General features: G+C 71.6%; 14 protein-coding genes and 1 pseudogene. 11 read left to right on the top strand and 4 right to left on the bottom strand.

The features are described from left to right. Positions 1-122 precede the first annotated feature (122 nt). From dxs to ACQKIP_RS15055, 4 genes are all read left to right on the top strand, one after another. Entirely contained in the window at positions 123-2,003 is a 1,881-nt protein-coding gene (gene dxs / locus ACQKIP_RS15070) for a 1-deoxy-D-xylulose-5-phosphate synthase (protein ID WP_365855230.1), read from the top strand. Beyond that, positions 2,000-3,385 (top strand): aspartate aminotransferase family protein, encoded by a 1,386-nt coding sequence (locus ACQKIP_RS15065; RefSeq protein ID WP_365855228.1) that lies wholly within the window; start codon positions 2,000-2,002, stop codon positions 3,383-3,385. Before dxs ends, ACQKIP_RS15065 begins: the two co-directional genes overlap by 4 nt. A gap of 79 nt (positions 3,386-3,464) precedes the next feature. Further along, positions 3,465-4,115: a helix-turn-helix domain-containing protein gene (locus ACQKIP_RS15060; protein WP_365855226.1), complete on the top strand. Its 651-nt coding sequence runs from the start codon at positions 3,465-3,467 to the stop codon at positions 4,113-4,115. Positions 4,116-4,168: 53 nt separating this feature from the next. Beyond that, on the top strand, positions 4,169-4,291 hold the full coding sequence (locus ACQKIP_RS15055; protein ID WP_365855791.1) for a DUF6126 family protein: 123 nt from the start codon (positions 4,169-4,171) through the stop codon (positions 4,289-4,291). Positions 4,292-4,321: 30 nt separating this feature from the next. Here ACQKIP_RS15055 and ACQKIP_RS15050 read toward each other — a convergent pair whose 3' ends face one another. Continuing rightward, a complete protein-coding gene (locus ACQKIP_RS15050) occupies positions 4,322-5,128 on the bottom strand; it encodes a tyrosine-protein phosphatase (RefSeq protein ID WP_365855224.1) in 807 nt (268 codons plus the stop codon). A gap of 261 nt (positions 5,129-5,389) precedes the next feature. Between ACQKIP_RS15050 and ACQKIP_RS15045 the strand changes: the two genes are divergently transcribed. Continuing rightward, on the top strand, positions 5,390-6,208 hold the full coding sequence (locus ACQKIP_RS15045; RefSeq protein ID WP_365855222.1) for an SGNH/GDSL hydrolase family protein: 819 nt from the start codon (positions 5,390-5,392) through the stop codon (positions 6,206-6,208). 9 nt (positions 6,209-6,217) lie between these two features. On the opposite strand, the gene ACQKIP_RS15040 is transcribed toward ACQKIP_RS15045, so the two are convergent. Further along, positions 6,218-6,832 carry a TetR/AcrR family transcriptional regulator gene (locus ACQKIP_RS15040; protein ID WP_365855220.1) on the bottom strand — a complete coding sequence of 205 codons (615 nt, stop codon included), beginning with the start codon at positions 6,830-6,832 and terminating at the stop codon, positions 6,218-6,220. Between the two features lie 65 nt (positions 6,833-6,897). Next, entirely contained in the window at positions 6,898-8,091 is a 1,194-nt protein-coding gene (locus tag ACQKIP_RS15035; RefSeq protein ID WP_365855218.1) for a glutamate dehydrogenase, read from the bottom strand. Positions 8,092-8,234: 143 nt separating this feature from the next. Between ACQKIP_RS15035 and ACQKIP_RS15030 the strand changes: the two genes are divergently transcribed. Next, the gene (locus ACQKIP_RS15030; RefSeq protein WP_365855216.1) at positions 8,235-9,455 is read left to right on the top strand and encodes an MBL fold metallo-hydrolase; all 1,221 of its coding nucleotides are present in this window, start codon (positions 8,235-8,237) and stop codon (positions 9,453-9,455) included. Positions 9,456-9,483: 28 nt separating this feature from the next. Here ACQKIP_RS15030 and ACQKIP_RS15025 read toward each other — a convergent pair whose 3' ends face one another. Then, positions 9,484-10,032, bottom strand: a complete 549-nt coding sequence (locus ACQKIP_RS15025; RefSeq protein WP_365855214.1) for a YciI family protein — start codon at positions 10,030-10,032, stop codon at positions 9,484-9,486. Between the two features lie 323 nt (positions 10,033-10,355). Between ACQKIP_RS15025 and ACQKIP_RS15020 the strand changes: the two genes are divergently transcribed. The 5 genes and pseudogenes from ACQKIP_RS15020 to ACQKIP_RS15000 all read left to right on the top strand — a co-directional run. After that, positions 10,356-12,170 (top strand): ATP-binding protein, encoded by a 1,815-nt coding sequence (locus ACQKIP_RS15020; RefSeq protein WP_365855212.1) that lies wholly within the window; start codon positions 10,356-10,358, stop codon positions 12,168-12,170. Positions 12,171-12,237: 67 nt separating this feature from the next. Continuing rightward, the gene (locus ACQKIP_RS15015) at positions 12,238-12,672 is read left to right on the top strand and encodes a roadblock/LC7 domain-containing protein (RefSeq protein ID WP_365855210.1); all 435 of its coding nucleotides are present in this window, start codon (positions 12,238-12,240) and stop codon (positions 12,670-12,672) included. A 2-nt stretch (positions 12,673-12,674) separates the two neighbouring features. Further along, the gene (locus ACQKIP_RS15010; protein ID WP_365855208.1) at positions 12,675-13,046 is read left to right on the top strand and encodes a DUF742 domain-containing protein; all 372 of its coding nucleotides are present in this window, start codon (positions 12,675-12,677) and stop codon (positions 13,044-13,046) included. Beyond that, positions 13,024-13,620 (top strand): GTP-binding protein, encoded by a 597-nt coding sequence (locus ACQKIP_RS15005; RefSeq protein WP_361185495.1) that lies wholly within the window; start codon positions 13,024-13,026, stop codon positions 13,618-13,620. Before ACQKIP_RS15010 ends, ACQKIP_RS15005 begins: the two co-directional genes overlap by 23 nt. Beyond that, positions 13,617-13,836 (top strand): annotated as a pseudogene (locus ACQKIP_RS15000) (GAF domain-containing protein); the annotation flags it as partial. The gene ACQKIP_RS15005 and the pseudogene ACQKIP_RS15000, both read left to right, overlap by 4 nt.

The raw sequence follows: 13,836 nt of genomic DNA, 5'->3' as shown, positions 1-13,836 counted from the left end.
GATCGTAGAGACGCTCATCGAAGAGGCGATGAAGATCGCCGCACAGATGGAGGGCGAGGGCGTCACCTCAGGGGTGCCCGACGTCACCGTGAGCTGAGTTCAACCACAGAGGGGGCCCGAGCATGACCATCCTGGAAACCATTCGGGGGCCGCGCGACCTGAAGGCACTGACCGAGTCCGAACTCGACGAACTGGCCGAGGAGGTACGGGAGTTCCTGGTGCACGCGGTCGCCAGGACCGGAGGTCACCTCGGGCCCAACCTCGGGGTGGTGGAACTCTCCATCGCCCTCCACCGGGTCTTCGAGTCACCCGTCGACCGCATCGTCTGGGACACCGGCCACCAGAGCTACGTGCACAAACTCCTGACGGGCCGGCAGGACTTCTCCAAGCTGCGCGGCAAGGGCGGCCTCTCCGGCTACCCCTCGCGCGCCGAGTCCGAGCACGACATCGTCGAGAACAGCCACGCGTCGACCGCGCTCGGCTGGGCCGACGGCCTGGCCAAGGCGCGGCAGGTCCTGGGCGAGCGCGGGCACGTCGTCGCCGTCATCGGCGACGGCGCGCTGACCGGCGGCATGGCCTGGGAGGCGCTCAACAACATCGCGGCCGCGAAGAACCAGCCGCTGATCATCGTCGTCAACGACAACGAGCGTTCGTACGCCCCCACCATCGGCGGCCTCGCCGACCACCTCGCCACACTGCGCACCACCGACAGCTACGAACAGGTCCTGGCCTGGGGCAAGGACATACTCCAGCGCACCCCCGTCGTCGGGCACACGCTGTACGAGTCGCTGCACGGCGCCAAGAAGGGCTTCAAGGACGCCTTCGCGCCGCAGGGCATGTTCGAGGACCTGGGCCTCAAGTACGTCGGGCCGATCGACGGGCACGACACCGCGGCCGTCGAGTCGGCACTGCGACGTGCCAAACGCTTCCACGGCCCCGTCATCGTCCACTGCCTCACCGAGAAGGGCCGCGGCTACGAACCCGCGCTCGCCGACGAAGCCGACCGCTTCCACACGGTCGGCGTGATGGACCCGCTGACCTGCGAACCGCTCGCACCCTCCAACGGGCCGTCCTGGACCTCGGTGTTCGGCGACGAGATCGTACGCGTAGGACGGGAGCGGCCCGACGTCGTGGCGATCACGGCGGCGATGCTGCACCCGGTGGGCCTGACGAAGTTCGCCGCGGAGTTTCCCGGCCGGGTGTGGGACGTCGGCATCGCGGAACAGCACGCCACCGTATCCGCGGCCGGGCTCGCGACCGGTGGCCTGCACCCCGTCGTCGCCGTCTACGCCACGTTCCTCAACCGCGCCTTCGACCAGCTCCTGATGGATGTCGCGCTGCACGAGTGCGGTGTCACCTTCGTCCTCGACCGGGCCGGGATCACGGGCGTGGACGGGGCCTCGCACAACGGCATGTGGGACATGTCGATCCTCCAGGTCGTGCCGGGGCTGCGCATCGCCGCCCCGCGCGACGCCGACCAACTGCGCGCGCAGCTGCGCGAAGCGGTCGCCGTGGACGACGCGCCGACGCTCCTGCGCTTCCCCAAGGAGTCGGTGGGGCCCGCGATCCCCGCGGTGGACCGGATCGGCGGCATGGACGTGCTGAGCCAGGACCCCGATGCCGAGGTGCTCCTCGTGGCGGTCGGCGTGATGGCGCCGGTCTGCCTCCAGGCCGCGGAGCTCCTTCGCGAGCGCGGCCTGGCCTGCACGGTGGTCGACCCCCGCTGGGTCAAGCCGGTCGACGCCGAGCTGCCCGCGCTCGCCGCCGGGCGCCGTGTCGTGGCGGTCGTCGAGGACAACAGCCGGGCGGCCGGGGTCGGCGCGGCCGTCGCCCTCGCGCTCTCGGAAGCCGAAGTCGACGTACCCGTAAGGCGGTTCGGCATCCCCGAGCAGTTCCTCGCGCACGCCAAGCGCGGCGAGGTGCTCGCGGACCTCGGGCTCACGCCGGTCGAGATCGCGGGGCGGATCAGCGCCACCCTCGCAGCCAAGGAGCACACAGCATGACCAAGGAGTTCGACCTCGGCAGACTCCTCGCCGAGCGGGGCGCCGAGCGCTACGAACTGCACGCGCGGCACCTGAACCACCAGCTGCCGCGCATGCTGCAGACCATCGGCTTCGACAAGGTCTACGAACGGGCCGAGGGCGCGTACTTCTGGGACGCGGAGGGCAACGACTACCTCGACATGCTCGCCGGCTTCGGGGTGATGGGCCTGGGCCGCCACCACCCCGTCGTACGCAAGGCGCTGCACGACGTCCTGGACGCCTCGCTCGCCGATCTGACGCGTTTCGACTGCCAGCCGCTGCCCGGCCTGCTCGCCGAGAAGCTGCTGGCCCACAGTCCGCACCTGGACCGGGTGTTCTTCGGCAACAGCGGCACGGAGGCCGTCGAGACCGCGCTGAAGTTCGCGCGGTACGCGACGGGCAGGCCCAGGGTGCTGTACTGCACGCACGCCTTCCACGGCCTGACGACGGGCTCCCTCTCGGTCAACGGCGAGTCCGGCTTCCGGGACGGATTCGCGCCGCTGCTGCCCGACACGGCGATCCCGCTCGGCGATCTGGACGCCCTGCGCGCGGAGCTGAAGAAGGGCGACGTGGCCGGGCTGATCCTGGAGCCGATCCAGGGCAAGGGCGTGCACGCGACGCCGCCCGGCTATCTGCTCGCCGCGCAGGAGCTGCTCCATCAGCACAAGGCGCTGCTCATCGCCGACGAGGTGCAGACGGGCCTGGGCAGGACCGGCGACTTCTACGCCTACCAGCACGAGGAAGGCGTCGAGCCGGACCTGGTGTGCGTGGCCAAGGCCCTGTCGGGCGGCTATGTGCCGGTGGGCGCGACCCTCGGCAAGGACTGGATCTTCAAGAAGGTCTTCTCGTCCATGGACCGGGTCCTTGTGCACTCGGCGAGCTTCGGGTCCAACGCGCAGGCCATGGCGGCCGGGCTCGCGGTCCTGTCCGTCATGGACGACGAGAAGACCGTCGAGAACGCGCGCATGACCGGTGAGCTGCTCGCCTCGCGCCTCGGCACGCTCGTCGACCGCTATGAGCTGCTGAGCGAGGTGCGCGGCCGCGGCCTGATGGTCGGCATTGAGTTCGGCCGTCCCAAGTCGCTCAAGCTGCGCGGCCGTTGGACGATGCTCCAGGCGGCGCGCAAGGGCCTCTTCGCGCAGATGGTGGTCGTGCCGCTGTTGCAGAAGCACCGCATCCTCACCCAGGTCTCCGGTGACCATCTGGAGGTCATCAAACTGATCCCGCCGCTGATCGTCGGGGAGCGGGAGGTCGACCGCTTCGTGGCGGCCTTCACCGCGGTGATGGACGAGGCGCACAGCGGGGGCGGCCTGATGTGGGACTTCGGGAAGACCCTGGTGAAGCAGGCGGTCGCCAACCGCTGAGGCCATGGCCTGCGGCCGGAAGTTTTGCCTCTGAGGCAATAAAGTTGCCTCGGAGGCAAGGCCCTGGCTCAATCGGGGTATGAGCGATGCCGAGCCCGGACCGGTCGCCCCGGAGGGCGACAGGGCTGTTGACGACCTGCCCGCCGTTGCCCCGCAACTGCGTGAGCTGCGGCGCCGTGCCGCGCTGACGCTGGAGGCCGCGGCCCGCACCGTCGGACTCTCGCCCGCCCATCTCTCCCGTCTGGAGACCGGGCAGCGCCAGCCGTCCCTGCCCATGCTGCTCGCCCTGGCCCGTACCTACGGTACGACGGTCTCGGAGCTCCTCGGCGAGACGCCCGCCGACCGGGACGCGATCGTCCGCGCCCCGGACATGGAACCGACCAGGGCGGGCGGCTGGACCTACTGGCAGGCGGGCGCGCAGGGCCGCGGCATGCAGGCGCTGCGGGTGCACGTGCCGCACGGGGCACAGGGCGACATCGTGCGCGTCCACCCCGGCGAGGAATGGCTGTACGTCCTCCAGGGGCGCCTGCGGCTGCGGCTCGGGGACACCGCGTACACGCTCGACCCCGGCGACAGCGCGCACTTCGACTCGCTGACCCCGCACCGGATCGCCGCCGCCGATCACCTCGGCGCCGACCTTCTCTTCGTCCACACCCTGCTGCAGAGCCCCGCCACCGCGCTGTGCCTCGGCGGGGCCCCGCACAGCCCCACCCCGGGAGATTCGCGATGACGGAACCTGAAGCGCAGCAGTCCGGGCGGGACCCCGTGCCCGCCGCGAAGAAGATGTCCCTGGAGGAGAAGTTCCCCCGCGGATTGTGGATCCGGCTGATCGTCTACGTGGCCGTCGGCCACCTCTTCGCCGCCTTCATCTACCTGCTGTTCACGCTGGGCGCGCAGAACCAGTAGGGCCCGGCGGCAGTCCGGGCGGCACAGGGATCAGTCCAGGAGGTGCTCGCGGAGCCGCTCGCGGGTCTGCGGGGTCACCTTGAGACCCTCGGCGAGGTAGGTGTCCGTGTCGCCCCAGGTCTGCTCGATCGTCTCGAAGGCGACGGCCAGATACTCGGCGCGGGCCTCGAAGAGCGGGCTGAGCAACTGCATGATCTCGGGGGACAGGGCGCTGGGGGAGTTGTCGCCGCGGCGCACCTTGTAGCGGCGGTGGGTGGCGTTCGACTCCAGGTAGTCCGCCTCGATGGCGTCGCGCTCGACGCCCACGGCAAGCAGGGCGACGGCGATCGAAAGGCCCGCGCGGTCCTTGCCCGCGGCGCAGTGCATCAGCGCGGGCACGCTGTCCGCGGCCATCTCGTGCAGCACACGGCTGTGTTCGGCGGTGCGGTCCCTGATGATCTCGCGGTACGTGTCGGTCATGCGCCCCGCGGCCTGCCCGTCGGCCAGGGCCGCGCGCAGCTGGTCGAGGTCGCCGTCGCGCACCATCGTCCAGAACTCGGCGCCGTGGGCCGGGTCGGTCAGCGGCAGGTTCACGTTGCGTACGCCGGGCAGTTCGACGTCCGGGCCCTCGAGCCGCTGGTCGGCGGCGTTGCGGAAGTCGTAGACCGTGCGCAGGTTCAGGGAGGTGAGGAACGCCGTGTCGGCCGCCGTGGCGTGCGCGAGGTGACCGCTGCGGAAGAGCCGGCCCGGCCGGACCCGGCGGCCGTCCACCGTCGGAAGTCCGCCCACGTCACGGAAGTTGCGGACTCCGGTCAGCTCGGGCTCCGACAGCTCTGTTGGAGGGACTTGCTGCGTCACGGGGGCTCCTCCCATGCGGCCGCCGGCGCGACTCGCCGGTGGGGATTGCGGCTTCGACCATACGACATGGGTTCCTGAGGCAATCACTGCCGGTGCATGAGCGTTGCCTCACAGGTGAGGCCGGTCGAGCCCGGGCGCTGCCGCGCGGGTCCGCCGTGTATTCCGGGCTTGAAGGAAACTTGACCGGTGGCTTATCTCACCCTCCGTCAACCCCTCCCTACGGTGGCGTAGGTCACTTAGCGAGGTGAAAGATATGACGACGTGAGAGCAGAGTCGACATCCTTCATCCCTGACACATTCACCTCCTACGCAGCGGTCGGCGACAGCTTCACCGAAGGCGTGGGGGACCCCGGCCCGGACGGCACGTTCGTCGGCTGGGCCGACCGCCTGGCCGTCCTGCTCGACGACCGGATGCCGGAGCACACCTTCCGGTACGCCAACCTCGCCGTACGCGGCAAGCTGCTCGACCAGGTCGTCGCCGACCAGGTGCCGCTCGCCAAGAAGATGGGCCCCGACTTCCTGTCGTTCTGCGCGGGCGGCAACGACATCATCCGTCCCGGCACCGACCCCGACGAGGTCGCCGAGCGGTTCGAGCGGGCCGTCGCCGACCTCACGTCGGCGGTCGGCACGGTCATGGTGACCACCGGCTTCGACACCCGCGGAGTGCCGGTCCTCAAGCACCTGCGCGGCAAGATCGCCACGTACAACGGCCACGTCCGCGCGATCGCCGACCGCTACGGCTGCCCGGTCCTCGACCTGTGGTCCCTCAAGACCATCCAGGACCGCCGCGCCTGGGACGGCGACCGCCTGCACCTGTCCGCCGAGGGCCACACCCGCGTGGCGCTCCGCGCGGCCCAGGTCCTGGGCCTCGAAGTCCCCGCGGACCCGGACCAGCCGTGGCCCCCGGAGCCGCCGCGCGGCACGCTTGAGGTGCGGCGCGACGACATCAACTGGGCGCGCGAGTACCTGGTGCCGTGGTTCGGGCGGCGGCTGCGGGGAGAGTCGTCGGGAGACCACGTGGAGGCGAAGGGCAGCGTGGACCCGTACACCGTACGGATGCACATCGAATCGGCTTCCTGAAGGCAGCCGTCAGCCCGTGGGGGAGCCGGCCGGCAGCAGGCCGAGCTCCCGCGTCAGGGCCTCGTCCACCCAGGCCAGCATCCGGGCGCGCGGCAGCGTGCCCCCGTACGCGGTCATCTGCACCGCGAGGCCGTCGAGCAGGGCCGTGAGGCGCAGCGCCGTGTCACGCGGGTCGGCGCAGGTGAACTCGCCCGCCGTGACGCCCTCCGCGATGACGCCCGCGAGGGCCGCCTTCCACTGCTGGTCCAGGTCGCGCGTCACCGTACGCAGCGCGGGTTCGCGCAGGGCGGCCGACCAGCCCTCGATCCACAGGCGCCAGCCCTTGGCCTGGCCGGTGGGGGCGTACCAGCGGACGGCGGCGCGCAGGCGGCGCAGGGCCGTGGTGCGGCGCTTCAGGAGGGTGTGCAGGTGGGCGAGGTCGGCCTGCGCGGCGTGCGCGAACGCCGCCGACACCAGCTTCTCCTTGGTGGAGAAGTGATACAGGACCAGAGCGTTGCTCACCCCGAGCGCCGCGGCCACGTCCGCGATGCGCACGGCCGCCACACCGCGCACCTCGATCTGTTCGACGGTCGCGGCAAGGAGCTCCGCCCGCCGTTCCGCCACGCTCAACCGCACTCTCGCCACGCCGGGCAGCCTATACACCTCCGGTCTACGCGTGTCTGCGTGCGACGGTGTGCGGCCGTGTGCGTTCAGGAGGCCGCGTACCAGCCGAACCGCTCGCCGATCCCCGGCAGCCGGTCGGCGACCAGCGCGTGGGCGGCCGCACGCGGTGTCGTGCCGTCCGCATCGGCGCGGCCCAGCATCACGTCGACCAGGCTCCGCATCGAGCGCCGTGTGTACGCGAAGGCCTCGTCCGCGTCGGCCCCGATGTCACCGAACAGGGTCCACCACCACCAGGCGTTGGTGCCGGAGTTGACCACGACGTCCGGCAGGACGGTGACGCCGCGCGCCGCGAGGAGCGCCTCCGCCTCCGGCAGGACCGGCATGTTGGCCGCCTCCGCTATCCAACGGGCCTTGATGTGAGCCTGGTTGACCCGGTTGACGGTGTACGACACCGCGGCAGGGACCAGGATGTCCGCCTCCGCGGCCAGCCACTCCTCGCCCGGCAGCTCGCGGTCGCCGGGGCGCAGGGCGGAGCGGTCCACCGTGCCGTGCGCGTCGCGGGCGGCGAGCAGCGCCTCCACGTCGAGTCCGGCCGGGTTGGCGATCGTGCCCCTGATGTCGGCGACGGCCACCGTCGTCAGGCCCGCGCGCGACAGGTAGCGGGCGGTCGCACCGCCCATCGTGCCGAGCCCCTGCACCGCCACGCGCGCGCCCGCATGCGCGTGCCCCGCGCGGTCGAGGGCGGCCAGGACCGCTTCGGCGACCCCGTGGCCGCCGACCAGCTCGGCCAGGCCGATCCCGTCCACCCGCACGGCGAACGCGTCCGCCAGGCGCTCACGCGCCGCCGCCTCGTCGTCCAGGAGCGGGTAGACGGCCTGGACGCAAGAGACCAGGCCCGCCTCCGCCACCGCCTTGTCGACCAGGTCCTGGCTCAGGCCCAGATCCTCGCCCGTGGTCCAGGAGCTCTCGATGTACGGGCGCATCGCCCGCAGGTAGCGCACCAGGACGTCGTAGGCCTCCGGGGCGCGCGGATCGCAGTCGATGCCGCCCTTGGCGCCGCCGAGCGGGACGTAGCGGGCGCTCGGGTCGTAGTGCAGGGCTTCCTTCATCGTCATCCCGCGCGCAAGGCCCGCGACCTCGTCGAGGGTGCAGCCGGGGCGCATCCGCAGGCCGCCGCTGCAGACACCCCGTACGAGCCGGTCGACGACCAGATAGCCCCTGTGGCCGGTGAGGTGATCCGTCCAGGTGAGGGCGAGCAGAGGCGTGTGAGCCGGTGACATGAAGCGATCTCCTACTGAATGGGGAATCAGTAGCAGTACACCACGCGGCGCAGCGGACATGGCCGGTGCGGGTCCCTCCGGACGGCCGTTGCCGGAGGGGGTGCACATAATGGAGATCTGACCTATCGCTTCCAGGAGGTGCTGTGTCCCGTTCGCTGAGCCCCGGGCTCCGCTCGCTCAGGACCGCCGCCTTCGGCGCGGATCCGGCCGGTGAGCGGCTCGCGAGGATCCACAGATCGCCGAACTTCGCCGACGGGTCCTTCCAGAACCCCGAAGGGGCGCGAACCCGGCCCACCGGCTCGTCGCTCGAGTTCGCGAAGATCTACTTCCGCAAGGAGGAGCGGATCAGGCGCGGCCCCTCGGGCACCGTCCCCGTGCATTCCACGACCCTCGCCGACCTGGCCAAGCCGCCGGCCGACGGCCTGCGGATCACCTGGATGGGGCATTCCAGCGTGCTCGCCGAGATCGACGGGCAGCGGGTGCTCTTCGACCCGGTCTGGGGCGAGCGGTGCTCCCCCTTCTCCTGGGTCGGCCCCAAGCGGCTGCATCCCGTACCGGTGCCGCTCGCGGCGCTCGGCCCGGTGGACGTGGTGGTGATCTCGCACGATCACTACGACCACCTCGACATGCCCAGCATCAGGGCCCTGGCCGGCACGGACACGGTGTTCGCCGTGCCGCTCGGCGTCGGCGCCCACCTGGAGCGCTGGGGCGTCCCCGCCGACCGGCTGCGCGAGCTCGACTGGAACGAGACCGCGAAGGTCGGGGACCTGACCCTGACGGCGACGCCCGCGCGCCACTTCTGCGGTCGCGGCGTGCGCAACTTCCAGCACACCCTCTGGGCGTCCTGGGCCGTCACGGGACCCGAGCACCGCATTTACCACAGCGGGGACACCGGCTACTTCAGCGGTTTCCGGGACATCGGCGCGGAGCACGGGCCTTTCGACGTCACGATGATCCAGATCGGCGCCTACTCCGAGTTCTGGCCCGACATCCACATGACGCCCGAGGAGGGCGTGCGCGCGCACCTGGACCTCCAGGGCGGGCGGCCCGACGGCGTGCTGCTGCCGATCCACTGGGGCACCTTCAATCTCGCGCCGCACCCGTGGTCCGCACCCGGCGAGGGCACGGTCGCCGCGGCGGGCGCCGCGGGGGCGAAGATCGCGCTGCCCGTGCCGGGGGAGCCGTTCGAACCCGCGTCGGACGCCGTTCCCTCGGAGCCGTGGTGGCGCGGCGTCGCGATCGAGCCGGAGGGCGGATGGACCCCTCCGGAGACCGTCGCCGCGGCCGCCGGGCGGGCCGGGCCCGCCACCCGCGCGACGGGCACGGAGGGCACCGGGGAGCCCGAGGCGGCGCGGGTCGGCTGACGCCTCCGGACGCGGCCGGCCCTCCGCCTTACCGCCGGCCGCCGAACTCCCAGTCGTGGACCTCGATCGAGGCGTAGCGCCGCGGGACCAGGACGGCGCGGGCCGCGTCCGGGTCCGCGGCCCTGACCAGTGCGGCCGTGCCCAGCCAGCTGGTGTCGTCGTCGGACAGCAGCGGCCCGTACGCGATGAGGTCGTCCCCGCCGGGCGGCACGTCGAGGTCGGCTGAGTACCCCGCGCCGAGGCCGATCACCAGGTACCTGTTGCCGCCCGCACTCCCGCCGGGGAAATCCCACATGGTGCGCCCCAGTGTGTTGCGCCACCGGCGCAGCAGCACGTCGCGGTAGGCGCCCGCCTGGTAGTTCGGCTCGTCGAAGGCGAACGCGCGTGCGGCGGCCGGGTCCGGCAGGTCGACTATGTGCACGCTGCCGGTGGGCGTCTCGCCGTCGGCGGCGAACGTCGGGCCGCGGGCGATCAGCTCCGCCGCGAACCGGTCCATGTAGGACCAGTGGTCCTCGACGAGCTTTTCGCGCAACTCCAGGGAGCCGGACCGGTCACGGTGATAGCAGAAGAAGTGCATGGCACCGACTCTCGTCAATCGGCGTCGGATTCTCAACGGGATTCGGACAGAGGCGAGTCCACGTCCTGATCGGGCTGATCGGGCGCCGAGTTCCCGCCGTAATCAGACGGTCGTGCGACGCGTCATACCAGAGCGGGTTGCTGAGTGCCGGACTTCGTCAACTGCCCCACGCACTTGAACCGTTGGTGACTACCGTGAGTGTCCGCCGGTCGACGCAGGGATCATGACGGCCATCCCGCCCGATCCCTCCCGACCGGTACGGCGATGCCGCGAAGCCACGCGTCGCGCGCCCGTCGGAGCCCGCTCCCTGACCGAGGACGCTGATGTCTCACCTTCGCTCACCGGCCGCCCGCGCAGACCGCCGTGAGGGCGGAAGGCACGGGAGGCCAGCGAGCCGACCCGCCGCGCCGCTGCCCGAGGCCCGGATACGGCCGCAGCTCCTGCGCATCGCCGTGCTCCCCGTCGTCGCGGTGCTGCTCTGCGCCGGTGCCGCCGTGCTGTTCATCGTCCGGTCGGCCCCCGGCCCGCTCGATCCCCCGCTCCTTCTCGTCCTCGGCGCCGCGGGCGCCATCAGCCTGGCCAGCGTCGTGATCGCCGCCGTCGCCGCCAACCGCACCGCGGCCTCCGTACGCGACCGCGTCGGCACCCTGCGCCGCACCACCGCCCGCGGCCAGGCCGAACTGCGCGAAGTCGTCGAGAAGCTGCGCCGCGGCGACGGGCCGCCCCCGCGCCGGGCCCCCGTCAGAACCGCCCCGGACGGCGACGAGTTCGGGCTGCTCTCCGACGAGCTCTCCCGGGCCCAGGACGTCGCCGTCGCCGCCGTCGTGCAGGCCTCGCAGCTCTCCAGCCACGCGGGCAGCGAACAGAAGGTCGAAGTCTTCGTCAATCTGGCCCGGCGCCTGCAGTCCCTCGTGCACCGCGAGATCTCCATCCTCGACGAGCTGGAGAACGACGTCGAGGACCCGGACCTGCTCAAGGGCCTCTTCCACGTCGACCACCTGGCCACCCGCATCCGCAGGCACGCCGAGAACCTCGCCGTGCTCGGCGGCGCCATCTCGCGCCGCCAGTGGAGCAACCCCGTCTCCATGACGGAGGTGCTCCGCTCGGCCATCGCGGAGGTCGAGCAGTACTCACGGGTCAAGCTGGTGCCGCCGATCGCGGGCACCCTGCGCGGCCACGCCGTCGCCGACGTCATCCACCTCCTGGCCGAACTCGTCGAGAACGCCACGGTGTTCTCCGCCCCGCACACCCAGGTCCTGCTGCGCGCCAACCTGGTGACGGCCGGACTCGCCGTCGAGGTCGAGGACCGCGGGCTCGGCATGCCGCTGACCGAGCAGAACAAGATGAACCACCTGCTCGCCGACCCGGACCAGGTCAACGTCGCGAGCCTCCTCCAGGACGGGCGGATCGGCCTTTACGTCGTCTCCGCGCTCGCCCGCAGGCACGGCATCGCGGTCCGCCTCCAGACCAACATCTACGGCGGCGTGCAGGCCGTGCTGATCCTGCCGCAGGGACTCCTCGGCACCGAGCCGCAGCACGATGCGGGCATTGCGGGGCACCCGCAGCCTGCCCCGCAATCCATGCCGCCGACCGCCCCCGCCGCCGTACCCGAAACGGCACCCGGGCCCGCGGCGGCCCTCCGCCCGCAACCGGTCCCCGCGGCGCGCGGGCCCCAGCAGGACGCACCGTCGAGCGCCCCGCACGCCCCCGCCCCCGCTGCCGTGAACGGCTCCGCGGTGAACGGCCACGCGGTGAACGGCTCCGGGCCCGCCCCGCTGCCCGTGCGCAGCAGGGAGGGCAGGCCGACCCCTGCCGAAGCCGTGCCGGGGATCCGGCCGCAGGACCGGCAGGCCGTGGCCGAGCACGCCGGGACACCGCCCACCCCCCTCAACGGAGCCGTACGCGGCCGGGTGGGCAAGCCGCAGCTGCCCAAGCGCCGCGCCCAGGAACACATCGCGCCCCAACTGCGGGACGCCCCCGCTCCCCGCCCGGAGAGCGAACACCACGTCGGCCACGACCCGGGCCTGATGGCCGCCTTCCAGCGCGGCATCGGACTCGCCGCCGCACAGGAGACGCGCGACCCGGCACCCGAACCCGACCTCAACGTCCCCCGTGACGGAGGCGACCAGGGTGGCTGAACCTCACCACCCGGCCACCACCCCATCTGCTCCGGCAGATCCTCGTACCGCAAGGAGTCGATCCACCATGGCGAGCGATGCGCCGACAGGGCAGGTATCCGACCTCGACTGGCTGATGAGCGGACTCGTGCAGCGCGTGCCGCACACCCACAGCGCGGTCCTGCTCTCCTCGGACGGACTCGTGAAGTCGGTCCACGGCCTCGACCCGGACAGCGCCGACCACATGGCGGCCCTGGCCTCCGGGCTCTACTCACTGGGGCGCAGCGCGGGCATCCGGTTCGGTGACGGCGGTGACGTGCGCCAGGTCGTCGTGGAGCTCGACTCCACCCTCCTGTTCGTCTCGACGGCGGGCTCGGGCACCTGTCTGGCGGTGCTCGCCGGGCGCGACGCGGACGCGGCCGTGCTCGGCTACGAAATGGCGATGCTCGTCAAGAGCGTGCGCCCCTACCTGATGACCGCCCCCCGGCAGCTCGCCGGCGAACCCGCGCCGATGAGGCATTGAGCGTGGCGGCCCCGCACGACGGGCCATGGCTCGACGAATCCGCCGGGCGTCTCGTCCGCCCCTACACGGTCAGCGACGGACGGACCCGTCCGAGTGCCCACATGGACCTGCTGACCCAGGTGATGGCCACCGGAGCGCCGGTCATCGGCTACCCGGGGCCTGATCACACGGCGGCCCTCGGGCTCTGTGCGGCACCCACGTCGGTCGCGGAGATCGCGGCGCAGCTGAAGCTGCCCGCGGTCGTGACCAAGGTGCTGCTCTCCGATCTCGTCGACTGCGGGGCCCTCACCCTGAGAGCCCCGGACTTTTATCACAACCCCACCGACCGGTCCCTGTTGGAGGCAGTGCTCGATGGACTACGACGACAGCTCTGACCCCTTCCCCACCGCGCTGAAGATCCTGATCGCGGGCGGTTTCGGGGTCGGCAAGACGACCTTCACCGGCGCGGTGAGCGAGATCGCGCCGCTCAGTACGGAGGAGCTCCTCACCACGGTCAGCGAGGGCACCGACGATCTGTCGGGCGTCGAGAACAAGACCACGACCACCGTGGCGATGGACTTCGGGCGCATCACCCTCGATCCCGAGCACGTGCTCTACCTCTTCGGAACGCCCGGACAGGAACGCTTCTGGTTCATGTGGGACGAACTCTCCGAAGGCGCGCTCGGCGCGGTGGTCCTCGCCGACACCCGCCGTCTGGAGGACTGCTTCGCGGCCGTCGACTTCTTCGAGCAGCGCGGCATGGGCTTCATCGTCGCGATCAACGAATTCGACGGCGGCTACCGCTACGAACCCGAAGAAGTGCGCTCCGCCATCGACCTCGACCCCCGGGTGCCCGTCGTGCGGTGCGACGCGCGGATCTCGAGCTCCGGCATCGCGACGCTGCTCACCCTCGTCAAGCACCTCCTCGCCCACGCCCCGGCCGCCCCGAGCTACGGAGCCCACACCTGATGTACGACACGACAGCGCACCTGCTGCTCACCCCCGTCGACAAGGAGGCGCCGAGCCGGGTGCGCAGGCTGCGCAGGCTCGGCATAGGCCTGTGCCCCGACCTCGCCTTCGACGCCTTCGCCGACCGGCTCGCCGAGGTCACGGGCGCGCCGTATTCCATGGTCAACTTCATCGACGAGAACCAGCAGTTCTTCGCCGGACTGCACACTCCCGACG

This window comes from Streptomyces sp. NPDC059900, assembly GCF_050270335.1.
Lineage (GTDB): Bacteria > Actinomycetota > Actinomycetes > Streptomycetales > Streptomycetaceae > Streptomyces.
The sequence above is the reverse complement of the archived record's forward strand: the minus strand, read 5'-3'. Positions and strand labels throughout refer to the sequence as shown.